This is a genomic window from Truepera sp. (assembly GCA_032027045.1).
GTDB lineage: Bacteria > Deinococcota > Deinococci > Deinococcales > Trueperaceae > JAAYYF01.
Window position 1 is genome coordinate 1,029,639 of record JAVSMU010000001.1, and the last position, 23,525, is coordinate 1,053,163.

The 23,525-nt window shown below is 69.3% G+C and carries 22 protein-coding genes; 6 read left to right on the forward strand and 16 right to left on the reverse strand.

Annotated features, from left to right (window positions below; all coding sequences use genetic code 11):
- Positions 1–6: 6 nt before the first annotated feature.
- The 11 genes from ROY82_04625 to ROY82_04675 all read right to left on the reverse strand — a co-directional run bounded on the left by ROY82_04625 (position 7) and on the right by ROY82_04675 (position 13,122).
- On the reverse strand, positions 7–1,032 hold the full coding sequence (locus tag ROY82_04625; protein MDT3681751.1) for a Gfo/Idh/MocA family oxidoreductase: 1,026 nt from the start codon (positions 1,030–1,032) through the stop codon (positions 7–9).
- The gene (locus ROY82_04630) at positions 1,029–1,799 is read right to left on the reverse strand and encodes a ThuA domain-containing protein (GenBank protein MDT3681752.1); all 771 of its coding nucleotides are present in this window, start codon (positions 1,797–1,799) and stop codon (positions 1,029–1,031) included. Before ROY82_04630 ends, ROY82_04625 begins: the two co-directional genes overlap by 4 nt.
- A gap of 28 nt (positions 1,800–1,827) precedes the next feature.
- Complete coding sequence (gene ilvD, locus ROY82_04635) at positions 1,828–3,522, reverse strand: dihydroxy-acid dehydratase (protein ID MDT3681753.1); 1,695 nt, start codon at positions 3,520–3,522, stop codon at positions 1,828–1,830.
- Between the two features lie 52 nt (positions 3,523–3,574).
- Positions 3,575–4,648, reverse strand: coding sequence for a 3-isopropylmalate dehydrogenase (gene leuB, locus ROY82_04640; protein MDT3681754.1), 1,074 nt, complete (start codon positions 4,646–4,648; stop codon positions 3,575–3,577).
- Positions 4,645–5,244, reverse strand: a complete 600-nt coding sequence (gene leuD, locus ROY82_04645; GenBank protein ID MDT3681755.1) for a 3-isopropylmalate dehydratase small subunit — start codon at positions 5,242–5,244, stop codon at positions 4,645–4,647. The genes leuB and leuD overlap by 4 nt, the downstream gene beginning before the upstream one ends.
- Positions 5,245–6,672 (reverse strand): 3-isopropylmalate dehydratase large subunit, encoded by a 1,428-nt coding sequence (gene leuC / locus ROY82_04650; GenBank protein ID MDT3681756.1) that lies wholly within the window; start codon positions 6,670–6,672, stop codon positions 5,245–5,247.
- 281 nt (positions 6,673–6,953) lie between these two features.
- Positions 6,954–8,156: a type IV pilus twitching motility protein PilT gene (locus tag ROY82_04655; GenBank protein MDT3681757.1), complete on the reverse strand. Its 1,203-nt coding sequence runs from the start codon at positions 8,154–8,156 to the stop codon at positions 6,954–6,956.
- 79 nt (positions 8,157–8,235) lie between these two features.
- Entirely contained in the window at positions 8,236–10,893 is a 2,658-nt protein-coding gene (locus tag ROY82_04660) for an ATPase, T2SS/T4P/T4SS family (protein MDT3681758.1), read from the reverse strand.
- A gap of 2 nt (positions 10,894–10,895) precedes the next feature.
- Positions 10,896–11,372, reverse strand: a complete 477-nt coding sequence (locus ROY82_04665; protein ID MDT3681759.1) for a YqeG family HAD IIIA-type phosphatase — start codon at positions 11,370–11,372, stop codon at positions 10,896–10,898.
- A 58-nt stretch (positions 11,373–11,430) separates the two neighbouring features.
- A complete protein-coding gene (locus ROY82_04670) occupies positions 11,431–12,336 on the reverse strand; it encodes an alpha/beta hydrolase (GenBank protein MDT3681760.1) in 906 nt (301 codons plus the stop codon).
- A gap of 9 nt (positions 12,337–12,345) precedes the next feature.
- Complete coding sequence (locus ROY82_04675; protein ID MDT3681761.1) at positions 12,346–13,122, reverse strand: TatD family hydrolase; 777 nt, start codon at positions 13,120–13,122, stop codon at positions 12,346–12,348.
- Between the two features lie 274 nt (positions 13,123–13,396).
- Here ROY82_04675 and ROY82_04680 point away from each other — a divergent pair, with 274 nt between their 5' ends.
- Positions 13,397–13,567: a hypothetical protein gene (locus ROY82_04680; protein ID MDT3681762.1), complete on the forward strand. Its 171-nt coding sequence runs from the start codon at positions 13,397–13,399 to the stop codon at positions 13,565–13,567.
- Positions 13,568–13,639: 72 nt separating this feature from the next.
- Complete coding sequence (locus ROY82_04685) at positions 13,640–14,353, forward strand: septal ring lytic transglycosylase RlpA family protein (protein MDT3681763.1); 714 nt, start codon at positions 13,640–13,642, stop codon at positions 14,351–14,353.
- A 155-nt stretch (positions 14,354–14,508) separates the two neighbouring features.
- Here the strand turns inward: ROY82_04685 and trpA are convergent, their stop codons facing one another.
- The 5 genes from trpA to sucC all read right to left on the reverse strand — a co-directional run bounded on the left by trpA (position 14,509) and on the right by sucC (position 20,241).
- Positions 14,509–15,291 (reverse strand): tryptophan synthase subunit alpha, encoded by a 783-nt coding sequence (gene trpA / locus ROY82_04690; protein MDT3681764.1) that lies wholly within the window; start codon positions 15,289–15,291, stop codon positions 14,509–14,511.
- Complete coding sequence (trpB, locus tag ROY82_04695) at positions 15,288–16,550, reverse strand: tryptophan synthase subunit beta (GenBank protein MDT3681765.1); 1,263 nt, start codon at positions 16,548–16,550, stop codon at positions 15,288–15,290. The genes trpA and trpB overlap by 4 nt, the downstream gene beginning before the upstream one ends.
- Positions 16,551–17,069: 519 nt before the next feature.
- Positions 17,070–18,065, reverse strand: a complete 996-nt coding sequence (gene gluQRS, locus ROY82_04700) for a tRNA glutamyl-Q(34) synthetase GluQRS (GenBank protein MDT3681766.1) — start codon at positions 18,063–18,065, stop codon at positions 17,070–17,072.
- An 8-nt stretch (positions 18,066–18,073) separates the two neighbouring features.
- Positions 18,074–19,012 (reverse strand): succinate--CoA ligase subunit alpha, encoded by a 939-nt coding sequence (sucD, locus tag ROY82_04705; GenBank protein ID MDT3681767.1) that lies wholly within the window; start codon positions 19,010–19,012, stop codon positions 18,074–18,076.
- Positions 19,009–20,241, reverse strand: coding sequence for an ADP-forming succinate--CoA ligase subunit beta (sucC, locus tag ROY82_04710; protein MDT3681768.1), 1,233 nt, complete (start codon positions 20,239–20,241; stop codon positions 19,009–19,011). The genes sucD and sucC overlap by 4 nt, the downstream gene beginning before the upstream one ends.
- A gap of 173 nt (positions 20,242–20,414) precedes the next feature.
- Between sucC and ROY82_04715 the strand changes: the two genes are divergently transcribed.
- The 4 genes from ROY82_04715 (at position 20,415) to ROY82_04730 (ending at position 23,516) form a co-directional block, all read left to right on the forward strand.
- Positions 20,415–20,906, forward strand: coding sequence for a MogA/MoaB family molybdenum cofactor biosynthesis protein (locus ROY82_04715; GenBank protein ID MDT3681769.1), 492 nt, complete (start codon positions 20,415–20,417; stop codon positions 20,904–20,906).
- 19 nt (positions 20,907–20,925) lie between these two features.
- Positions 20,926–21,411: a DUF456 domain-containing protein gene (locus tag ROY82_04720; protein MDT3681770.1), complete on the forward strand. Its 486-nt coding sequence runs from the start codon at positions 20,926–20,928 to the stop codon at positions 21,409–21,411.
- 66 nt (positions 21,412–21,477) lie between these two features.
- Complete coding sequence (gene lgt, locus ROY82_04725; GenBank protein MDT3681771.1) at positions 21,478–22,533, forward strand: prolipoprotein diacylglyceryl transferase; 1,056 nt, start codon at positions 21,478–21,480, stop codon at positions 22,531–22,533.
- The gene (locus ROY82_04730) at positions 22,530–23,516 is read left to right on the forward strand and encodes an NTP transferase domain-containing protein (protein MDT3681772.1); all 987 of its coding nucleotides are present in this window, start codon (positions 22,530–22,532) and stop codon (positions 23,514–23,516) included. Before lgt ends, ROY82_04730 begins: the two co-directional genes overlap by 4 nt.
- Positions 23,517–23,525 lie beyond the last annotated feature (9 nt).

Sequence of the window (23,525 nt, forward strand, 5' to 3'; positions counted from 1 at the left end):
GCACCCTCACCCCGTGAAGTCGGCGAGCGTCACGGGCAGGTTGCGCTCGCTGCTGGCGTAGGACGCGAGGATGATGCGCACCGCTTCGCGGCCGTCCTCGCCGCTGCACGCGACCGGGGCCTCGCCGCGAACGGCCGCCACGAACGCGAGCACGTGCCGGGTGTGCGTCGGTGCGCCGCTGAACTCGAACGTGGTGAGGTCGGTGTGGCTGAAGTCCGTCCCGGGCGAGCCGCGGTAGGCATGCCTCAGGTTCTGAGCGCCGTACCGGTTCGTGCACTCGAGGGCCCCCTCGGTGCCGTACACCCAGAAGCCCTCCTCCCAGCCGGTCGCCGTCCAGGCGGCCTCCAGCACGCCGAGCGTGCCGCCCTCGTAGAGCATGCTCACGTGCGCGGTGTCCTCTACCTCGACGTCGTACTTGAGGGTGGCGACGCGGGCGAAGACCTCGTTGATGGTGCCACCGAAGAAGCGGGCCAGGTCGGCGAGGTGGCAGCCGTTGTCGAGCAGCGTGCCGCCACCGGCCGAGGCTTTCGTCCTGAACGAAGGGCGCACGCCGAGGCCGCTCCAGTCGTGGGCCTGCCGCAAGCGGACGTGAGTGACCCTGCCGATGACACCGGCGGCTATCAACTCCCGCGCCTTGCGCGCCGGGCCGCTCGAGCGTAGTTGATGATCGACCATCAGGACCACGCCCGCGGCGTGGCACGCCTCGATCATCTCATCGGCAAGCCGGATGTCGAGCGCCATCGGCTTCTCGACGAGAACGTGCACGCCGGCGGCCGCGGCGGCCAGCGTGGCGGGATGGTGAACGGAGGTCGGGGCGGCGATGCTGACCAGCTCGAAACCGCCGTCCTCGAACATCTTCTGGAAGTCGGTATAGGTGCGCCCGACGCCCCAGGCGGCGGCCCGGGCCGCCAGCGCGGCCGGCGCCGTGTCGCACAACGCGACGACGTCAACGCCGGCGGCGAGGTAGCCCTTGTAGTGGCTTGCGGAGATGTCGCCGGTGCCGAGGATGGCGGCGCGCAGCGGGCGGTTCACTCTTCCCGCTTGGCCGTGGTGGCGCTGAGTACGTTCTCCTTGCCCGGGTTCGGCACTTGCTCTATGGGGCTCGTCTCCGGGCTACCCGTATCCGGCTTCCTGATCCGGGCGGCGGCGTAGGCTGCCGCGTTGGCGACTATCCGCTGCACGTTCGGGTCGTGGTAGGTGGGGTAGGTCTCGTGGCCCGGCCGGAAGTAGACGACCGTGCCGTGACCGCGCCGCCAGGTGGCGAGACTGCGGAACACCTCGCCCCCCTGGAACCAGGAGAGCATGAGGAGCTCGTCAGGGTCGGGGACGTCGAAGCGCTCGCCGTACATCTCCTCGCGGGGCAGCTCGAAGTAGTCGGGGATCCCGGCCAGGATGGGATGCGCGGGCTGCAGGTTCCAGAGGCGCTCCTTCTCGTCGGCCTCGCGCCACTTGAGCGAGGCGTTGGTGCCCATGAGGCGCTTGAACGGCTTGGAGTAGTGGGCGGAGTGCAGGACCACGAGGCCCATGCCCCCGAGAACGGCGCGCTGGACGCGGTCGACCACCTCGTCGGCGACCTCTTCGTGCGCCTTGTGGCCCCACCAGAGCAGGACGTCGGTGGCGTCGATGACTTCTTGCGAGAGGCCGTGCTCCTGCTGGCGCAGCGTGGCGCTTCGTACCTCGGCGCCCGTGAGCCGCGTGACGGCCTCGGCGAGGGTGGCGTGGATCCCCTCGGGGTAGATGTCGTGCACGACGTCGTTCTCTAGCTCGTGCAAGTACTCGTTGAAGATCGTGACCCGCATGGAACTCCCTAGGCCCGGGGCGGTGGGCTCAGTCCGTGACGGCCCCTAGTGACGCGCTCGAGACCTGTTTGGCGTACTTGGCCAGCACGCCCCGTTGGTAGCGGGGCGTCGGTGGGACCCAGGCGGCGCGGCGCCTCGCCAGCTCCGCCTCGTCGACCTCCAGCTGGATGAGGTTGTGCTCCGAGTCGATGGTGATGATGTCGCCCTCTCGAACCAGCGCGATGGGGCCGCCGACCGCTGCCTCGGGCGCGACGTGGCCGACCACGAAGCCGTAGGTGCCCCCGGAGAAGCGCCCGTCGGTTATGAGGCCCACCGAATCGGCCAGGCCGCGCCCGATTATGGCGCTGGTGGGGGCGAGCATCTCGCGCATCCCCGGGCCGCCCCTGGGGCCCTCGTAACGGATGACGATGACGTCGCCCGCCCTGATCTCGTCGCCGAGGATCGCGCTCAGGCACTCCTCCTCGCTCTCGAAGACCCTGGCCGGACCGCTGATCCTCGTGTGGCTGAGGCCGGTGGTCTTGGCCACGGCGCCCTCAGGTGCGAGGTTGCCGCGCAGGACGTTCAGGTGACCGTGGGGGTAGAGGGGACGGTCGAACGGGTGCACCACGTCCTGGCCGGCGGGCGGCGAAGCGCTCACCCCGGCGAGGTTCTCTGCAACGGTCTTGCCGGTGCAAGTAATGCAGTCGCCGTGAAGTAGCCCCGCCTCCAGCAGCATCTTCATGACGAGCGGGATGCCCCCGACGGCGTGAAGGTCCGTGGCCACGTAGTGGCCCGAAGGCTTCAGGTCGCAGAGCACGGGCGTGGTCGTGCGGAGCCTCTCGAAGTCGTCGATGGTGAGGGGAACGTCCATGGCATGCGCGATGGCGAGGAGGTGCAAGACCGCGTTGGTGCTGCCGCCCACCGCCATGATCACGCGGATGGCGTTCTCGAAGGCCTCGCGCGTCATGATCCGGCGCGGCGTCAGCTCGAGCTCGATGAGCTTCAGCAGCGCGCGCCCACTCTCCGCCGCGCTTACGCGCTTCTCCTCGTCCACGGCGGCCATGGTGCTCGAGTTGGGCAGGCTCATGCCCATGGCTTCTATGGCAGACGACATGGTGTTCGCCGTGTACATGCCGCCGCACGAGCCGGGGCCGGGGCAGGCGGCGCGCTCCACGGCCTGGAAGGTCGGCAGGTCCATGCGGCCGGCGGCGCGCGCGCCAACCGCCTCGAAGACGCTGACGATCGTCAGGTCCTCACCGTTCAGGTGGCCGGGCTTGATGGTGCCGCCGTAGACGAAGATGCTCGGCACGTCGAGGCGCGCCAGGGCGATCAGCGCGCCCGGCATGTTCTTGTCGCAGCCGCCCACCGCCAACATGCCGTCCATGCTCTGGCCGCGGCCGACCGTCTCGATGCTGTCGGCGATCACCTCGCGGGAGACGAGCGAGCACTTCATGCCCTCCGTGCCCATCGAGATGCCGTCGGAGATGGTGATGGTGCCGAACATCTGCGGCATGCCGCCCGCGGCCTTGATCGCGGCCTCGGCCGCGGCCGAGAGCTCACCCAGGCCCGAGTTGCAGGGCGTGATGGTGCTGTGCCCGTTGGCTATCCCGATGATCGGCTTGCCGAAGTCGGCGTCCTCGAACCCGACCGCCCGCAACATGGCGCGGTTGGGTGAGCGCTGGTCGCCTTCGGTCACCACGGCGCTGCGGCGCCGCTTCTTCACGGGATCTTTGACTGTTGGCATGGTTGCTCCTTCGTTGACGCATTGTATAACCGCCCACCGCGCCGTTCCGCGCTCAAGCTTGCGCCTTCGCCCCCACCTTCTCGATCACGGCGGCCGTGAACGCGGCGGTGGTCCTGGTTCCGCCCAGGTCGACCGTCGGATCGTCGGCCAACGCGAGTTGGACCGCGCGCTCCAGGTCGTCTGCGGCCGCGCTCTGGCCCAGGCCGTAGCGCAACATCATCGCCGCCGAGAGGATGGCGCCCACCGGGTTCGCCAGGCCCCGGCCCGCTATGTCGGGAGCGCTGCCGTGCACGGGCTCGTACAGGCCAACTGCGCCGCCCAGGCTCGCGGAGGGCAGCAACCCCAGCGACCCGGGGATGACGGCGGCGAGGTCCGACAGGATGTCGCCGAAGAGGTTGCCCATCACCAAGACGTCGAACGCCCGGGGGTCGCGCACGATCTGCATGGCCGCGTTGTCGACGTACAGGTGGTCGAGTTCCACGTCGCTGAACTCGCGCTCGTGAAGGCTCACCACCACGTCGCGCCAGAACTGCGAGACGTCGAGGACGTTCGCCTTGTCGACGTTGGTCACCCGGCCCCGTCGCTGGCGGGCGGTCTCGAAGGCCACGCGGGCGATGCGCTCGACCTCGTAGCGCTCGTAGACCATGGTGCTCACGCCGCGGTCTTGCTCCACCGACGACGGCTTGCCGAAGTAGATGCCTCCCGTGAGCTCCCTGATGATCAACAGGTCGGTGCCGCGGGCGCGCTCCGCGCGCAGGGGCGAGAGGCGCTCGAGGCCCTCGAAGACGCGCACGGGACGCAGGTTCGCGAACACCTGCAAGTGACGGCGCAGCGCGAGGATCCCGGACTCCACGCGCTTCTCGCGGGGCAGCCGGTTCCAGGGGTGATCGCCCACGGGCCCACCCGCCGAGCCCATGAGCACCGCGTCCGCTTTCGCGGCGGCGGCGCGAGTGACCTGCGGCAGCGGCTCACCGTGGCTTTCGATGGCGCTGCCACCGAACGGAAGGCGCTCGAACTCGAAGCCGAGCCCGTGTTCGGTCGCCAGGGCCTCCAGGCATTCGAGCGCCGCGTCTATCACCTCGGGCCCGATGAAGTCGCCCGGCAACACCGCGATCTTGAAGCTCATACTGCGTGCCCCAGTCCGCGGGCGAGGTCCTTCACGCCTTGCACGCGCTCCAATAGCTCGCCGATCGGGTCCCAGTAGCCGGTCAGCAGGGCCTCGCGCGCCGTCTCGCGGATCGTCGCCGCGTACGTCCGGCCCGCCACGCGCACTTCCTGCTTGTCCACGTCGATCACGACCTCGGCCTTCGGGTCGGCGGTCACGGTGGCGGCGATCTCCTTGCGGTCCGCTTCGCCCACGACGGCGCAGACGAGGCCGAGGGTGGTCGCGTTGCCGAAGAAGATCTCCGCGAAGGAGCCGGCGATGATGCCCCGGAACCCAGCGCGCTGGATGGATTGCGGCGCGTGCTCGCGGCTCGAACCGCAGCCGAAGTTGTCGCCGGTGACGATGATCGCGGCGCCGGCGTGGCGCGGGTCGTCGAGCGGATGGTGCTTGCTGTTACCGGCCTCGTCATAGCGCTCGTCGATGAAGAGGGCGTCGCCCAGGCCGTCGAAGGTCACCGCCTTGAGGAAGCGTGCCGGGATGATGCGGTCCGTGTCGATGTCGTTGGCCATCAGGGCAACGGCGGTTCCGCGCGCCTCGGTCACCGGTGTGAGCGCCACTCACGCCACCGCCTTCGGCGTGCCGAACACTTCGCGGGCGTCCGAGATCATGCCGGTGACGGCGGCCGCGGCCACCATGACGGGGCTCATCAGCACGGTGCGGCCGGTCGGCGAGCCCTGACGCCCCTTGAAGTTGCGGTTGCTTGAAGACGCGCAGAGTTCGTCGCCCTCGAGCTTGTCGGGGTTCATGGCCAGGCACATGCTGCAGCCGGCCTCACGCCACTCGAAGCCGGCGTCCTCGAGCACCTTGTCGACGCCGAGGCGCTCGCACTCGAGCTTCACGAGGTGTGAGCCGGGCACCGCGATGGCCCTGACGTGCGGTTGCACCTTGTGCCCCGCGATGAGCCTGGCGACCTCCACGAAGTCGGAAACACGCGCGTTGGTGCAGGAACCGAAGAAAGCCACGTCGACCCTGGTGCCCTTGATGGGCGTGCCACCCTCGAGCTTCATGTGGGCCAGGGCCTCGGCGACGCCGGCCTTGTCGTGCTCGGGTGCGCCCTCGACGGTGGGGATGAGCTCGTCCACGGCGATGGCCTGGCCGGGGTTGAGGCCCCACGTGACGGTGGGCGGGACGTCGGCGGCGTCGAAGACGACGACGTCGTCGTAGTGGCAATCGGGTCCCGACGCCAGGCCTTGCCAGCGCTCCACCGCCCTGTCCCAGTCGGCACCCTTGGGCGCGTACGGGCGCCCCTCCAGGTAGGCGAAGGTCGTCGCGTCGGGGTTCACGTAGCCGCACCGCGCCCCACCCTCGATCGACATGTTGCAGACGGTCATCCGCTCCTCCATGGTCATGGCGTCGAACGTCGTGCCGCCGTACTCGTAGGCGTACCCGATGCCGCCCTTGACGCCCAAGGTGCGGATGATGTGCAAGATGACGTCCTTCGCGTAGACGCCCGGCCTTAGGCGGCCGTTCACCTCGATGCGCCGCAGCTTGGGCTTGCTCATCGCCAACGTCTGGGTGGCGAGCACGTCCCGCACCTGCGAGGTGCCGATGCCGAACGCTATGGCGCCGAAGGCACCGTGAGTGCTCGTGTGGGAGTCACCGCAGGCGATCGTGGTTCCCGGTTGCGTGATCCCCTGCTCGGGGCCCACCATGTGCACGATGCCCTGTTTGCCCCCGCCGATGTCGAAGAACGTGACGTCGTGCGCTGCCGTGTTCTTGCGCAACTCGGCGATCATGGCGGCGGCGAGCGGGTCGGCGAACGGCTCGACGCGCGTGTGGGTCGGGACGATGTGATCGACCGTGGCGAACGTCCGTTCGGGCATCAGCACGCCCACCCCGAGGTCGGCGAGCATGCCGAAGGCCTGCGGGCTCGTCACCTCGTGGATCAGGTGGGTGTCGATGAACAGCTGGTCCTGCCCGTTACGCAACTTGCCTACCGTGTGTGATTCCCAGACCTTGTCGAAGAGGCTGCTGGTTTGACTCATAAGACCTTTCCGGTACCGACCCGCCTTGAGGGAACTGAACGACCCCCGGCCGCAGGTTGAGCCGGGGGTCGTGAAACGCTCGAGTGGTGGCGCCGCGCGGGGCGCCGGCTCAACGTCGGCTCACGCCTCCCGCCGGGGTAGGAGCACCACGGCGCGCCCTTGGATGAACGCCAGGCGGCGCCTCACGCAGCTGGGGTGATCGCCCGAACGCATCATGCGGCGAAGTATATGAGCGTGGGCCGCGTCAGTCAACAAGCAGGTGGTTGGCGCGAGGAGGGTCGTCAGCCGCGACCGCTGCGCCCCACGGGCGGTGTGCCGCCGCGAGAGCCGCCCGTCGAGGCGGGAGGGACGGCGCGTTGGGCGGTCTGCGGCGCGCTGGCACCCTGCGCCTGGCCGCCCGTCGTGATGAGACGCTCGAACTCCTTCGCGTCCACCGAGCGCGCGAGGCCGGTCTCGAAGGAGATGACCTTCCGCAGGTGCAGCTCGGCCAGGCAGGCGTCCATCGTCAGCATGCCGATGGCTCCGCCCATCTGGATCTGGGCGGGGATCTGGTGAGTCTTGCCCTCGCGGATCAGGTTGCGGATGCCCGGCGTGGCGATGAGGAACTCGTACGCCAACGCGCGGCCGTCGCCGCTGTTGCGGGGGAGGAGCTGCTGGGTGAGGATGGCTTGGAGGTTGTTCGCGAGCTGCACGCGCACCTGCGACTGTTGGGCCTCGGGGAAGACGTCGATGATGCGGTCGATGGCTTCGGCCGCGGTGTTGGTGTGCAGGGTCCCTAGCACCAGGTGGCCCGTCTCGGCCGCGGTCACCGCGGCGCCGATGGTCTCGTAGTCCCGCATCTCGCCGACGAGGATCACGTCTGGCGCCTGACGCAACACGCTCCTGAGGGCCGCTCCGAAGTTGGCCGTGTCCTCACCCACCTCGCGCTGGTTGACGATTGACGTCTTGTGGCGGTGGAAGAACTCGATGGGGTCCTCGATCGTCACGATGTGCTTGGAGTACTCGTCGTTGATGAGGTTGAGCATGGTCGCCAGGGTCGTCGACTTGCCGGAGCCGGTCGGTCCGGTCACGAGCACGAGCCCGCGTGGGAGCCGCGCGATGGCGCCCACCTCGTCGGGCAGGCCGAGGTCGGCGAAGGTGAGGACCTCGTCCGCGATGGTGCGCATGACGCCGCCGACCGACCCCCGCTGCATGAACACGTTCACGCGGAAGCGGCCGTGCCCGGAGAGGCTGAAGGAGAAGTCGAGGTCCTTGCGTTCCTCGAAGTTCCTCTGCTTCTTCTCGTCCATCAGCGCGTACATGAGGCGCCGGGTCATGGTCGTCGTGAGCACCTCGTACTCGGTGGGGCGCCACTCGCCGTCGAGCCGCAGCATGGGCGGGAGTCCCACGGTCAGGAGCAGGTCGGAGGCGCGCCTCTCGATGGCGAGCTTCAGCAGGTCGACGATGTCGGCCTGGATCTGGGTCGAGCGAATCTGGTCTGCCATTCTCTATCGTCCTCTCAGCCGATCGCTCGGCCCCAGGCGACGGCCGCGCATAGGGCCCGGTCCGCCACGTTGCAAAGCGTCACTCGGCGGTACGTGCGAGCACCTCTTCGAGCGTCGTGATCCCCTCGAACGCCTTGTTGATGCCGTCGTCGCGGAGCGTCTTCATGCCGCGCTTGATGGCCAGGTCGCGCAGTTCCTGCGCCGAGGCCTCGCGCACGATCGCCTTCTCGAGCTCGTCGTCCACGACGAGCAGCTCGTGGATGGCGTAACGCCCGTTGTAGCCGCTGCCGCCGCACTTGTCGCAGCCGACGCCGCGGTAGAGGCTCTTGCCTGCCATCTCGCGTTCGCTCAGCCCCAGGCGCCTGAGGACGTCGGGGTCCGCGGAGGACGCCACCTTGCAGTCGCGGCACACGCGCCTCACGAGGCGCTGGGCCAGCACCCCGATGAGCGACGCCGACACGTTGAAAGGCTCTATGCCCATCTCCTGCAGCCGGGTGATGGCGCCGGCGGAGTCGTTGGTGTGCAGCGTGGCGATGAGGAGGTGGCCGGTGAGGGCGGCCTCCATCGAGATCTTGGCGGTCTCGTGGTCGCGGATCTCACCGACCATGATGATGTCGGGGTCCTGGCGCAGGAAGGAGCGCAGGGCACGCGCGAAGTCGAGGCCCGCCTTGGTGTTCACCTGCGTCTGGTTGATGCCCGGGATCTCGTACTCCACCGGGTCCTCGATGGTGGTCACGTTCACGTCGGGCGTCGCCAGGCGCTTCAAGACGGAGAACGTCGTGTACGACTTGCCCGAGCCGGTCGGCCCGGTGATGAGGAACATGCCGTAGGGCTTCTGGATCACGTCCGTGAAGCGCTGGTAGTTGTAGTCGGCGAAGCCCAGCTGCTCGATCTCCGGGATGTCGGCGGCCTTGCGCAAGATACGCATCACCGACTTCTCGCCGTAGACGGTGGGCAGGGTCGAGAGGCGCAGGTCGACCTCGAGGTTGCGGTCTTTGAACCGAACGCGACCGTCTTGCGGCAGGCGCCGCTCGGCGATGTTGAGGCCGCCCATGATCTTGATGCGCGAGGCGAGCGCGGGCGCCGTCACCTTGGGCATCGTCATGTACTCGCGCAGCGAGCCGTCCTTGCGCACGCGCACGATCACCTTGTCGGGCCTGGGCTCGATGTGGATGTCGGAGATGTCGTTCAGGACGGCTTCGCGGATGATGTTGTTGACGACCTTGACCAGCGCGTTGTCGTCGATCGCGCTGGTGTCCTCGTCCTCCTGCACGCTGCCGGCGCCGACCTCCTCGACGACGGCCTTCGCGAGCTCGTCCATGTCGGTGCCCTCCCGGTAGAACCGGTTGAGCATGCGCGTGAGCGACTCCTCGGTGGCCACGGCGGGGCGGATCTCGCGACCCGTTATCAAGTGGATGTCGTCGAGGGCGAAGACGTGGCGGGGGTCCTTCATGGCCACCACCAGCACTTCGCCTTCCAGGCGAACCGGCATGGCGGTGTAGCGCCGCGCCGTCGGCTCCGGCACGAGGCTGACGGCGTAGGCGTCGATGAGGGCGTTCTCCTCGATGAACTCGAAGCCGAGCTGCATGGCCAGACTCCGCGCCAGCATGTCGGGGCTGATCTTGCCGGACTGCACCAGGGTGTCCTCGAGGCGCCCGCCGCCGGAGCGCTGCTTGTTGAGCGCCTCGTCGACGTCGGTCTGGGTCACATAACCCAGGTCCACCAGGATCTCGCCCAGCGGCTTGATGCGGCCGAGCTTGGCTTGCTCCTCGAGCGCGCGGCGCAGTTGCTCGCGCTTGAGGCGCCGGTTCTGCAGCAGCGTCTCACCCAGGCGACCCTGGTCCTGGGCGTACATCTCGTCGATCCGCGACTGCACTGCGGGTCCAGAAGCCGCCACGAACGACACCTCGCCCGAGACGATCGACTCGACGTCCGCCATGCGGCGTGGGTCGGCGATGGCCACGACGAGGTTCTCGCCGTCGAGGCGGTAAGGGACCGCCGAGAACTGCACGGCGTCGAGCCTCAGGAGCTTGGCGGCGAGCCGATCGCTGATGGGCTCGTCGGACAGCTCCGCGACGAACGGGATCTGGTACTGGTCGGCGAGCAGGCGCGTGAGCTGTTCCTCGGTCAGGAGGTCCTTCGCGACCAGGATGCGCCCGAGCAGGCCGCCGGTGCGCTGTTGCTCGTCGATGGCCTCCGTGAGTTGTGCCGGGGTCAGCAGTCCCGCCCCTACGGCCAGGTTGCCAAGGCGTTGGGCGGGATCCACCTCGAGGTCCACCGGCGGCTCGAGGCCGAGTTCGGGGTAGTAGGTGGAGAGCGCCCACTGCATCTCCTTCTTGAGGGCCAGGTAAGGCTCCACCAGGCAACCCGACGCGTCCTCGACCTCCTCGATGGCTAAGGCGTCCAGCGGGTCCACGAACGCTACGCGCAGGCGGTCCTGATCGATGGCGAACGGCACGGCGCGGAGCTCCGCCGCCAGGTCGGCCGGCACCTTCGCTAGGGCGTCGGACATGATGTCGACGCGCGGCAGGGTGACCAGCGGGATCCCGATCGATTCCTCAACGGCGCGAGCGATGCGCTGCTCGGAAAGCACACCCAGGTCCACCAGGATGTCGGCGAGCCGGCCACCCACCTCACCGTGGCGGCTGATCGCTTGCTGCAGGGCGTCGTCGGTGACGTAACCGCGCTCGAGCAACACGGCTCCGAGCCTCTTGTCACCGATCGATAGCACGGCCACGCTCATCTCTCCTTCAACACCCATCTTTCCAGTCGTCGCGCTAGGCGCGTATGAGGAAGCTTACCCGGCGACAGCGGCTCGACCAGTACGGCGAGGAGACCCGCGCTCTTGGCGCCCAGGACGTCGGTGAACAGTTGGTCTCCCAGCATGGCGACGTGCCCGGGCGGCAGGTCGAGGAGCCTCAGGGCGCGCCTGAAGGCGTAACGGAACGGCTTCCCCGCCAACGCCAGCGCCGGGACTCCGGCCCGCTCCGCGACCGCCCCCACCCTTGCTCTCTCACCGTTGGACAAGATGGCCACTCTCACTCCCGCGCCGACCAGACTTTCGAGCCACTCGTAAACGCTGTCCTCGACGCCTTGGGCCGCGGCGGGAAGGAGCGTGTCGTCGAGGTCGACCAGCAGTCCTCGAATGCCTCGAGAGGCCAGCCACGCCGGGGTCACCTCGTGAACCGAGGTTACTCGGGCGTCGGGTTGCAACACGCGGGGAGCGTAGCATGCGCCACGGGGGCGGGGAGAGTAAGAACTCACGCGCGCGGCGTCACGACGTGGCGTGCGTCAGCGACTGGCGCAGCACGTCGGTGAAGGTCTCCGGGTCGTCGAGCCACGGGTAATGCCCGGCGTCAAGCGCGCTGAAGAGCGCGTCCGGGAGGTCCTCCAGCGCGGCCTCTACTTGTTCCGGGTAGGAGGTCGCGTCCAACCTGCCGGCGAGTATCACGACCTTGGTGCCCGCCCGGGCCAGCTCCTTCAGGCTCGACAGCACCTCGAGGCCCCACACCGCGTCGCTGTCGTCCTCTTCCTGGGGGCCGAGGAGCGCTTCCGCGTCCACGTGCTCCAGCCTTAGGCGCGACGAGGGCGTGGGGAACTGCAGCGAATCGAAGAGGGCCTTCGGGTTCTGCAGGGAGAAGGCGGCGTCTGCGGTGGCTGCCGCGTCGGCAGCACCGCTAGGCTCGGCCGTGTCCGGCACCCGGGCGCCCGCGCCGGCCTCCAAGCCGGAGGCGGCCTCGGCGGCGGCCAGCAGGCGCCGGGCAAGTAGCGGCAGCGACAGCCACGGGTTCACCAGCACCAGGCCGCTGACTCGCTCGGGGTTAGCGAGCGCCGCTTGTACCGCGATCATCGCCCCGAAGCCGTGCGCCAGGAGGGCGGCGCGGTCCAGCTCGAAGGCGTCCATGATCGTCACGACGTCGGCTGCCAGGGTGGCGAGGTCATCACTCGTGCCGGCCTGGGCGTAAGACCTTCCGCCGCCCCGCTCGTCGGCGTAGACGACGAGCCACTCCTCCAAGTCGTCGCCCATGAGCTCGCGGAACGAGTGGCTGTTGTAGCCGGGCCCACCGTGAAGGTAGTAGACGGCCGGCGCGGCGTCGGGGCCGACCCGCTCCGCGTACAACTCGGCGCCGGTCGTCAACACGTAACGCGAGTCGTCGATGAACCGTGGGGATCCGCTCATGCGTCCAGTCTAGGCCGCGGCGCGGGCGGCGGCGAAACCGAAGAAGCGCTCCGCGTTGGCGTCCAGAACGGCCTCCAGCTCGTCCGGCGCGGCCTCGACCGCCTGTGCGAGAACGGCGGCCGTGTAACGGACGTACGCGGGGGTGTTCTTCTTGCCGCGGTGTGGCACGGGAGCGAGGTATGGGCTGTCGGTCTCCACCAGCAGGCGGTCGAGGGGCACCCGCCGCGCGATGTTACGCAGGTCGCCTGCGCTCTTGTAGGTGAGGTTGCCGGCGAACGACACCATCCAGCCCAGCTCGAGGCCCACGGCCAGCAGGAGCTCGTGGCCGCCGAAACAGTGGAGGACGCCCTTCTCGTATCCTCCGGCGCGCAGGGCGGCGACGGCCGCCAGCGCCGCGTCCTCGCGCCCCTGCTTGTCGCGTACGTGCAACACGAGTGGCTTGCCAAGGCTCCGGGCCAGCTCGAGTTGCCAATCGAACGCGGCCCGTTGGGACTCGAGGGTCTCGTCGTCCCAGTACTGGTCGAAGCCCGTCTCGCCTATGGCCACCACCAGGGGGTGGCGCGCGAGAGCGGCGATGCCCTCTCGCACGGCCGGGTCCGCCGCCAGACCGGCATCGTTCGGGTGCACGCCCACCGCCGCGAAGACGTTGGGGTGGGAACGGGCAGCGAGCAGCGCGCGCTCGCTGCTCGGCAAGTCCGTCCCGACCGTCACCAGGGCGGCAAGCGTCGGGTCCACGGCGGCGTCGGGGTCCGGGCAGCGGTCCAAGTGGCAATGGCTGTCGGTCACGTGCGCACCTTACCGCCGGGTGCTTGAGCGGCGTGTCTCGGTGGCTTCCGTGAGGCGCTCTCATGTAGGGAAACCACGTCGGAGGCGCGATTCACCGGCCCCGAGCGGGCCGCGCCGGGGTCGCCCAGGCCGTTTGTGAGTATTGCGTAAGAGGCTTGTGCAAGTTCTGTAATAACGCGCTTGCTACCTTCTCGTTACTCAACGAGGGCGAACGCCCTCACCGGCCCCAGCGGTCGAAACGACAAGGGCTAAAGAGAGAGGCCAGGCGAGCATGATGCTACAAGAGCGACCCGAGACCCCGGACGTGCGGTACCTGAGCAACGAAGAGTTGGGCGAGATCATCTCGAAGTGCGAAGGAGCCATCGGCGACGGCAGCGCGGAGATCGGCGACTACGAGGCGTTCGTCGTCTGCCAGAAGGAGCTCGCCCGCCGTACTTGGGCCTGACGAGTGAGCCTAGCGGGCGGTAGGCAGGGTTACCTCACATCCAACACGGTGTAAGCGCGCGTAGCATTAGGGATGCTCACGCGCGCTTCTTCACGTGACGCGGGCCTTCACCGCGGCGCGGCCGCTGCCTTACGTGCGGCGGCTCTGTTGCTAGTGGCCTCGCCGCTGTTCGCCGGCTGTGCGCCGGCGGTGGCACGCGCCGACGCCAGCGCGACCAGGGCCGTTGTCGGCAAGCCGCCCTCGCCGCCCACCGCAGGGGCCCCGCGGGCGCAGAGCGGCATGGCGTCCTGGTATGGCCCGGGTTTCGCCGGTCGGCGCACGGCCAACGGCGAGGTCTTCGACCCGAGCCAACTCACCGCCGCTCACCGGGAACTGCCCTTCAACACGCTCGTGCGGGTCGTCAACGAGACGAACGGCGAGAGCGTCGTCGTGCGCATCAACGACCGGGGGCCGTTCAAGGGGGGCCGCATCATCGACCTTTCCCGCGCGGCGGCCGAGGCAGTCGGCATGATCGGCAGTGGAGTCGCCCGTGTGCGCCTCGAGGTGCTGACGCTGCCGCCCGGGACGGTGCGAGTGGGCACGCTGCGCACGCTCAGCGACTTCGACATCGTCTCCCGCCAACACGCGGTGGGCACGCTGCTGGCGCTCACCCCCGTCCAGGGTGGAGAGCCGATCGTCGTGCGGGTGGTCTCTCAGGACCTGCCCATCGAGAGCCCCGCCGACGTCCTCGTGGGCCTCGAGCTGTACGCCAGCGTCGGATCGGAAGCCAAGGTCAGCGGGGACTGAAGCCGGCGGGCTCCTCGAACAGCGGGCATCGGCCGTCGCGGTCGCATGCCGGACCGAGCCTCACGTCAGGCTGATCCTCACGTCAGGCGGATTCTCAAGTCGGGCTGAACCTCACGCCAGGCTGAGTCTCACGTCAGGGTGAATCTCACGCCCGGCTAATCACGTCGGCACCCCGCCGCCAGCTCCGCGGCCAGTGCTCCCAGGTCACCGCCGTCCGACAACGTCCGGACCAGCGCCGAACCCACGATCACGCCGTCCGCCACCCCGGCGACGCGCCGCGCGCTCTCCGCGTTCGCGACGCCGAAGCCGACGGCCACGGGCAGGTCGGTGACGGCCTTCGTGGCCGCGACCAGGTTCGCCACTTCGGTGGGCACGCTCTCCCTGGCGCCCGTGACGCCGGTGACCGAGACCGCGTACACGAAGCCGCGGCAGGCGGCGGTGACCAGGCGCAGCCTGGCGGTGGTGGAGGTGGGCGCTACCAAGAAGACGGTGTCCAGGTCGGCTTCGCGGGCGGCCGCGATGAGTTCCTCCCCCTCGTCGGGCGGCAGGTCGGGCAAGATGAGTCCGTCGGCGCCCGCGGCCTTTGCCGCGCGCACGAACCCGGCCTCGCCGCCCGGGAAGCAGTAGACAGGGTTGTAGTAGGTCATCACCAGGAGGGGCTTGTCGGTCGTGGCCCTGAGCGTCTTCACGAGCGCGAGGGTGCGCGCGCCGCTTGCGCCGCCCGCCAGCGCGGCCTCGCTGGCGCGTTGGATGACCGGCCCGTCGCCCAGCGGGTCGGAGAACGGTAGCCCGACCTCCAGGACGTCGGCGTGGCGCAACACGTCCGTGGCGGCCCGCAGGAACCGTGCGTCGTCGGGGTACGACGCGGTCAGGAAGGCGATGAACGCCGCGCGGCCTTCCGATTCCGCGCGGGCGAAGGCAGCGGCCAGTCGGCTCACGAGTGACCCGCCCCCTCGCGCAACCTCTGCACTTCCGCGACGTCCTTGTCGCCGCGGCCCGAGAGGCTCACGACGATCACTTGCTCGGGGCGCATGGTGGGCGCTAACCGCAAGACGTGAGCCACCGCGTGAGCGCTCTCGAGCGCAGGCACTATGCCCTCCGTGTGGGCGAGCACCTCGAAGGCGGCGAGGGCCTCGTCATCGGTGACGGCCACGTACTCGGCGAGGCCGTGCTGGTGGTAGTAGCTGTGCTCGGGCCCCACGCCCGGGTAATCGAGGCCCGCCGAAACGCTATGCGGCGGCGACACCTGCCCGTCCGCGTCCGAGAGCAGGTACATGAGCGAGCCGTGCAGGACGCCCGTCTTGCCACCCGAGACCGACGCGGCGTGAAGCCCGCTGCCGAGACCGTGGCCGCCGGCTTCTACCCCCACGAGGCGCGGCCGCACGTTCGCGGCCAAGTAGGCGAACGGCGCGAAGATGCCCACGGCGTTGCTGCCGCCACCCACGCACGCCACTATCGCGTCCGGTATGGCGCGGCCCTCGGCTTGCTCCAGCTGCCGGGCGACTTCGCGCCCTATCACGGCCTGGAAGTCGCGCACCAGCATGGGGTAGGGGTGCGGTCCAACCACCGACCCCAGGATGTAGAACGTGTCCCTGACGTTGGTGACCCAGTCACGGATGGCTTCGTTGGTGGCGTCCTTGAGCGTCTTGGTGCCGCTGGAGACGGGGATCACCTCGGCGCCCAGCAGTTCCATGCGGTAGACGTTCAGCGCCTGGCGCCGGACGTCCTCCTCGCCCATGTAGACGCGGCACTCGAGGCCGTAGAGCGCGGCGGCCGTCGCGGTCGCAACGCCGTGCTGACCCGCGCCCGTCTCGGCTATCACGCGCTGCTTGCCCATGCGCTTGGCCAGCAGCGCCTGGCCCAGGGTGTTGTTGATCTTGTGCGCCCCCGTGTGGTTCAGGTCCTCGCGCTTGAGGTAGATGCGCGCCCCGCCCAGCGCCGCGGTGAGGTTGCGCGCCAGGTAGAGGAGGCTCGGCCGGCCGGCGTAGTCGCGGAGCACGGCGCCGTACTCGCCGAGGAACTCGGGGTCCTCGCGCGCCGCGAGGTAAGCGGTCTGCAACTCGTCGAGGGCGGGGATGAGGGTCTCCGGGACGTAGCGGCCACCGAACATGCCGAAGCGGCCACGGGCGTCCGGCAGCGGGAAGGGTTCCTTGACGCCGGCTTCCGCGGGCGACGGGTTCGGCTGGGTTATGTGCATGTGTCCTCCGGTTCGTGCACCCCGGTCGTCATGGACGCCGGCGGCCGGTCGGTTACGGGCGGCCACGGACGAGGGCGCGCTCGGTGAAAGTGAGGGAGGTGTCGGTCGGGTGGGTGCACCGGCACGGGGCCGGCGGTTCACCCGGGTACGGCTGGATCAGGCTTCGGGTACGGCAGGAGCAGACTCCGGGTACGCCTGGAGCGGGCTCCGGGTGCGGCGGGAGCAAGCTCCGGGTACGGCTGATCGAGGCGCGCGGCGATCGCGAAGGATTCGATCGGGAACTGCTGGGTCGGGAACCGTTCGAGCGGGAAGCTTTGGATCGGCAACTATCCGATCGGGAGCAGCGCAACCGGGTTCCGCGCGATCGGGTCGGGCTCGGTCAGCCTGGGCCGTGCCGCCACCACCGTTGGTGGCGTCGCTTGAACGCGCGTGGAGTGCGAACGCGGGGTCTCGGGCGCATCGTCGAAGTCTACGCGAGCGGGCCGTGGGTGACAAGTGTTCAGGGGGCCGGCGGGGCGTTCAGCCGGCCGTCAGCCACCCGAGGTCCGCGGGCGTCAGCCGCGCGGGGTCACAGGAGTGGCGCGCGGGGTCGAAGGCCGCGAGAAGCTCGGCCGGCGAGAGCTCGGTTCTCGCCTCCGTCACTCCCAGAAGGTGGCCCAAGAGCCCCAACACGCGCTCCGGCCGAACGCCCGCGGTGCGTAGCTCGGTGAGGGCGAGCGCCCCGCTCCGCTTTGCCAGCCGCTCTCCCGCCACGTCTTGCAGCAGTCCAACGTGCGCGAAGCCGGGGGGCTCCAGCGCCAGCGCCTCATATAACGCCAGTTGGGCGGCCGTGCTGGTGAGCAGGTCGGCCCCCCTGACGACCTCGGTCACCTCCATGGCGGCGTCGTCGACGACCACCGCCAGTTGATACGCCCACAGGCCATCCGCGCGCCGCACGACGAAGTGGCCGAAGTCGCGCGCCAGGCGCACGCGGGTCTCACCCAGGCAGGCATCCGCGAACGAGACCTCCTCGTCCGTCACCGCGAAGCGCCAGCTTGGCGTGGCGCCGGCCGCCAACTTGATGGAGGCGATGGCCGCGCTGCGCCTTCGATCGGCGTCGCTGTAGACGCGCGTATGCGCCGGGCCGTGGGGTGCGCCCGAGGCCTCCGCCAGGTCCTTTCGTGACAGGTAGCACTCGAACACGCGGTCGTCGGCCCTCAGACGTTCCAGCGCCGCCGCGTAAAGGGCGCTGCGCTCACTCTGGCGGTAGGGCCCGTGGGGGCCACCGACGTCAGGCCCCTCCTCCCAGTCCAGGCCGAGCCAGCGCAACTCACTCAGGTTGCCCGACACCGCCTCCGGCTTCGTGCGTGGGCCGTCCAGGTCCTCCACCCGGATGACGAAGTCGCCCCCGAACGAGCGCGCCCGCAACCACGCCACTAGCGCGGTGCGGGCGTTGCCCAGGTGAAGGAAGCCCGTGGGGGAGGGCGCGAAACGGCCGCGGTAGTGGCCGCCGCGCGTTGGCCCGGGCTGCGCCATGGCGCTTCTCAGGCCAGGCCGGCCCGGCGCATCGCCTCCAGCATGGCGCTGCCCATGTCGGACGGGGTGGCCGCCACCACGACGCCTGCCGCTTCCAGGGCCGCGATCTTCTCGGCCGCGGTGCCCTGGCCTCCCGAGATTATGGCGCCCGCGTGCCCCATACGCTTGCCGGCGGGCGCGGTGGTGCCCGCGATGAACGAGGCGACGGGCTTCGTCATGTTGGCGCTGATCCAGGCCGCGGCCTGCTCCTCGGCGCTGCCGCCGATCTCGCCGATCATGATCACGCCCTCCGTGGCGGGATCGGCGTTGAACAACTCCAACACGTCTATGAAGTTGGTGCCGTTGACCGGGTCGCCGCCTATGCCGACGGCCGTGGTCTGCCCGAGCCCGTTGTCGGTGAGCTGCTTGACGGCCTCGTACGTGAGGGTGCCGGAGCGGCTGATCACCCCGATGCGACCGTGCTGGTGTATGTAGCCGGGCATTATCCCGATCTTGCACTGGTGCGGCGTGATGACGCCCGGGCAGTTCGGACCCACCAGGCGCACGTCCTTGCCCACCAGGTAGCGCTTGACCTTCACCATGTCGCCGATCGGGATGCCCTCGGTGATGGTGATGATCAGCTTCAGCCCGGCCTCCGCAGCCTCCATGATGGCGTCGGCCGCGAACGGCGGTGGTACGAAGACCACCGTGGCGTTGGCGCCGGTGGCTTCGAGGGCGTCCCTGACGGTGTTGAAGCTCGGCACGTCGACCCGGTAGCGGTCGGCGCGGCCCGGCACGCCGGAGTGGTCGGTCTCGCCCTCGAAGCGCACGAGCTGACCGCCCTTTCCGGGCCGCACGGCGCCCACCACGTTGGTGCCGTAGGCGATCGCCTTGTCGGTGTGGAACGTGCCGGCCTCGCCGAGGCCCTGCACTATCAGGCGGGTGTCGCTGTCGACCAAGACGCTCACTGGGCACCTCCGGCAAGCTCGACGATCTTACGGGCGCCGTCCTTCATGTCGGACGCGCTGACGACGTTGAGGCCCGAGGAGTCGATTATCGCCTTGCCCAGGTCCACGTTCGTGCCTTCCAGCCGGACCACGAGCGGAACCTCGAGCCCGACCTCCTTCACGGCCTCGACGACGCCGGTGGCGATGGTGTCGCACTTCATGATGCCGCCGAAGATGTTGACGAAGATCCCCTTCACGTTAGGGTCGCGCGTGATTATCTTGAACGCCGCGGTCACGTTCTCGGTGGTGGCGCCGCCTCCGACATCCAGGAAGTTGGCGGGTTCGCCGCCGACCTGCTTGATGGTGTCCATGGTGGCCATCGCGAGCCCCGCGCCGTTCACGAGGCAGCCGATGGAGCCCTCGAGCTTGATGAACGAGAGGCCGAACTTGCTCGCCTCCACCTCGGCGGCGTCCTCCTCGCTCAGGTCGCGCATCTCCAGGACGTTCTTGTGACGGAAGAGGGCGTTGTTGTCGAAGCTCATCTTGCCGTCGAGGGCCATGACCTGACCGCTCTTCGTGACGACCAACGGGTTGATCTCGACCATGTCCGTGTCGAGGTCCGTAGCCAGGGACGCGAGGGCGAGCATGAAGCGCACGCCGTTCTTGTGGGCGTCGCCCGAGAGCCCGAGGGCGAAGGCCAGGCGCCGGGCCTGGAAGTCGAGGAGGCCCACCGAGGGGTCGATGCTCTCGCGCAGGATCTTCTCGGGCGCCCTGTGAGCGACCTCCTCGATGTCCATCCCACCCGCGGTGGAGGCCATTACGACGTTGCGGCCGCTGGCGCGGTCCAGCACGACCGACAGGTAGAGTTCACGGTCGATGTCGATGCCCTGCTCGATGTAGAGGCGGTTCACCTGCTTGCCGGCGGCGCCAGTCTGGATGGTCACGAGCGTGGAGCCGAGCATGGCCTCGGCCAGCTCGCGCACGCGCTCCTCGGTTGCGCCGAGGCCGCCCTTGATGCCGTCCGTGACCACGTTGACGCCGGCCACCTCCGGGTGCTCCACGAACCGCCCCTTGCCGCGGCCGCCGGCATGGATCTGCGACTTTACGACCACGACGGGGTTGCCGCTGGCCTCGACGATGGGCCGCACGGCCTCGACGGCCTCTTCGGTGGTCCGCGCTACGCGGCCGATGGGCACGGCGATGCCGCGCTGCTTCATCAGCTCTTTGGCTTGGTACTCGTGGATCTTCAAGGGAACCTCCAGGGAACTCAGCGCCGCGACAGGCTACCGTGAGGCGCCGCGGTGGCGCTAAAGAACAGTCTTTCCCAAGGTACACCCCGTCGGCCCGCAAGGCACCCACGCCTGGCGCCGCGATGTGGCAGATGCCCTCTCGCGTCACGGTGACGGCCGGATACAGTCGGGTCATGGTGCGCACAGCCATCCTCACCGTTTCGGACTCCGGCGCCGGGGACGAGAGCGAGGACCGCGCCGCTCAGGCCATCCGCCAGGTCTTGAAGGGCGGCCCGTTCGTGGAGGTCGACTACCAGTCGGTGCAAGACCAGCAGGCGCCCATACGCGCCAAGTTGCGCGTGTGGTGCGACCAGGGCAACGTCGACCTGATCCTCACCACCGGCGGGGTGGGGCTGGGAAAGAAGGACCGCACGCCGGAGGCTACGGCCGAGGTCATCGAGCGCGAGGTGCCCGGGCTGCCAGAGGCCATGCGCGCGGCGCTCGCCAAGGACAGGCCTCTCGCGGTGCTCTCACGCGGACTCGCGGGGGTCAGGCGCTCCACGTTGATAGTGAACCTCCCGCCGATGCCCGACGCGGCAAGTTCCGCGCTCGCCGCCGTAATCACCGCGCTCGCGTTCGCGGTCGAGGAGTTGCGGGGCGAGAAGGTCGTGCCACCGGCCGGCTGACGCCGCTTATAGTTCGTGCGTGACGATCCTCGCGTTCCTCGTCTTCCTGATCGCGTTCGCCGTGGCCACGGTCGGCGTCGTCGTGCCGGTGCTGCCCGGTGTCCCGATCGCGGCGGCGGGGGCGCTGGCGGCGGCCGCCATCATGGGTTTCGAGCGTTTCGGCGTGCAGATCCTGATTCAGGTCGCCCTGCTCGCCGTCCTCTCCCAGCTGATCGACCTGGCCGGCACGTACCTGGGATCCAAGGTCTACGGCGCCGGGCGGGCGGGCACGTGGGGCGGGGTCATCGGCTCGTTCGTGGGGCTCTTCGTGTTCCCGCCATGGGGTTTCTTGTTGGGAGCCGTAGCGGGCGCGGTCGGCGCCGAACTGTTGGTTGGTCGGGAGTTGCGGCAGGCGGTGCGCTCCGGCATCGGGGCGTTTGTGGGCACTTTGGGGGGCAGCGTCGCGAAGCTGGTGATAATGGTAGTGATAGGTGTAATCGTGTTCCCACGCTTCTTCGCAGGGTGATGGTTCCGGCCGACGTAAAGGGCGGCCATCGGCCCCAGATGAGAGGACGCGCGGCCTAGGAGCTATATGGACCCGATCCTCGTCCAGTTAGGGCCTCTTTCCATCAGGTGGTACGGCCTCCTCATCGCGCTTGGCGTTCTCGTCGGCTCGGCGTTGGCCCTGCGGTACGCGGAACGCCGCGGCCTCGACCCCGAGCGGTTGCTCGATCTCGCGCCGTGGCTGGTCATCGCCGGTGTCGTCGGCGCGCGCGTCGTTTACGTGATCACGAGCCCTGCCGCCTTCTTCGGGCCCAACGGCAACCTGCTGGACGCCCTCAAGGTGTGGCAGGGGGGCATCAGTATCCACGGTGGCGTGATCGGCATCGTGGTGGCGACGTGGCTGTACTGCCGCGCCCACAAGCTCAACATGTGGGCCTACCTCGACGCCATGTCGCCGATCGCCGGCCTCGGCATCATCGGCGGCCGCATCGGCAACTTCATGAACGGCACCGACACGGGCGGCAGGCTCACCAACTGGCCCATCGGCTTCACCTGGCCGGACCCGGGCACCGAGACGTTCGGCGCCTTCGGGCGCGTCGTGTTCGGCCGCGACCTGTGGAGCGCCTTTCCCGGCGTCTGTTCCGACGGGTCGTACATCCCCTTCTATCAGTGCACGGGGGAGATAGTGCGCGGCCCGGTACACCTGACGCAGATGTACGGCGTGCTCATCGGCGCAATCGTGTTGCTCATCACGCTCTGGGCGCTCAACAGACGGCGGGGCCCGGGCTACGCCTTCTGGCAGATGGTGCTCTGGTACTCCGTGCTGCGCGCGGTGCTGGAAGAGACCTTCCGCGACAACCCGCTCATAATCAAGGCCGTGCTCGAGGACGGTCTCGACAAGGCCGGCATCGGCCTGTTCACGGTTACCCAGCTCGCCAGCGTGGTGCTGATCGTCGTGGCCGCGTTCATGATCGGGCGAAGCGCCGCTGCGCCGTTCCCGCCCCCGGTTCTTCGCCAGGCCGTCGCCCCGGGGCCGGCCGGTGGCGGCCCCCCTACGACCGGCAAGGCCGGCAAGGCGGGCAAGGCGGGCAAGGCGGGCAAGGCGGGCAAGGCCGGCAAACCCGGGGCGGGTAAGAAGCGGTGAGCGCGGGCGAAACGCCTGCCGGGCCGCCGCTGGCGGTCGTGGTGCTGGCGGCCGGCGAGGGCACGCGCATGCGCTCCAGGACGCACAAGGTGCTACACGAGGTTGCCGGGAAGCCACTGCTCGAGCACATCCTAGCCGCCACCCGGCCCCTCGCCCCCGAGCGCACCGTCGTGGTGGTGGGCTACGCCGGCGATGCGGTCCGTTCGCGCTTCGCCGGCCGCGGTCTGACGTTCGTGACGCAGGATTTCACCACCGGTTACGGGACGGGACACGCGCTCAAGGAGAGCAGCAAGGGCCTCGACGGCTTCGCGGGCAACGTGCTGGTCCTGAACGGTGACGGCCCGCTCCTCACGAGCGCCACCTTGGAGGCCCTGGTCGACACGCTCGGTGACGACGACGGCATGGCGCTCCTCACCTGCGTCGCCACCGACCCCAGTGGCCTGGGGCGCATCGTGCGCGGTGAGGACGGCCGCCTCGAGGCCATCGTGGAGGAGGGTGACGCCACGCCCGAGCAGCGCGCCATCCGCGAGGTCAACCCGGGCGTTTACCTCTTCGGTGCGGACGTGTTCGGCCGCGCGGCCCTCCTGCGCGCCGACAACGCGGCCAACGAGTACTACATCACCGACCTGCCGAAGGCCTACCTGGCGGACGGCCGCCGCGTCAGCACACTGCTGGCCGACGAGCGCGAGCTGCTCGGCGTGAACGACCGCGCCCAGCTCGCCGTGGCCGAGCGCGTCATGCGGCAACGACTGCGGGAGCGCTGGTTGCGCGCCGGCGTCACCATGCTCGACCCGGACACGACCTACATAGACCAGGACGTGGAGTTGAGCGGCGACGTGGTGCTGGAACAGGGAGTCGTGCTGCGGGGCGCGACCCACGTGGGCGAGGGCGCCAGGGTGGGTGCCTACAGCGTGCTGACCGACGCGGTGGTGGCGCCGGGCGAGGTAACCGCACCGCATACGGTACGGGGTCCAAGCTGCTAACCTGCTCGT

Bases quoted from the DNA above. Each gene is read 5' to 3' on its own strand.
- ROY82_04630 (MDT3681752.1), bottom strand. From the start codon at position 1,799: ATGCGGGTCACGATCTTCAACGAGTACTTGCACGAGCTAGAGAACGAC.
- ilvD (MDT3681753.1), bottom strand. From the start codon at position 3,522: ATGCCAACAGTCAAAGATCCCGTGAAGAAGCGGCGCCGCAGCGCCGTG.
- leuB (MDT3681754.1), bottom strand. From the start codon at position 4,648: ATGAGCTTCAAGATCGCGGTGTTGCCGGGCGACTTCATCGGGCCCGAG.
- leuC (MDT3681756.1), bottom strand. From the start codon at position 6,672: ATGAGTCAAACCAGCAGCCTCTTCGACAAGGTCTGGGAATCACACACG.
- ROY82_04655 (MDT3681757.1), bottom strand. From the start codon at position 8,156: ATGGCAGACCAGATTCGCTCGACCCAGATCCAGGCCGACATCGTCGAC.
- ROY82_04670 (MDT3681760.1), bottom strand. From the start codon at position 12,336: ATGAGCGGATCCCCACGGTTCATCGACGACTCGCGTTACGTGTTGACG.
- ROY82_04680 (MDT3681762.1), top strand. From the start codon at position 13,397: ATGCTACAAGAGCGACCCGAGACCCCGGACGTGCGGTACCTGAGCAAC.
- ROY82_04685 (MDT3681763.1), top strand. From the start codon at position 13,640: ATGCTCACGCGCGCTTCTTCACGTGACGCGGGCCTTCACCGCGGCGCG.
- trpB (MDT3681765.1), bottom strand. From the start codon at position 16,550: ATGCACATAACCCAGCCGAACCCGTCGCCCGCGGAAGCCGGCGTCAAG.
- gluQRS (MDT3681766.1), bottom strand. From the start codon at position 18,065: ATGGCGCAGCCCGGGCCAACGCGCGGCGGCCACTACCGCGGCCGTTTC.
- ROY82_04715 (MDT3681769.1), top strand. From the start codon at position 20,415: ATGGTGCGCACAGCCATCCTCACCGTTTCGGACTCCGGCGCCGGGGAC.
- lgt (MDT3681771.1), top strand. From the start codon at position 21,478: ATGGACCCGATCCTCGTCCAGTTAGGGCCTCTTTCCATCAGGTGGTAC.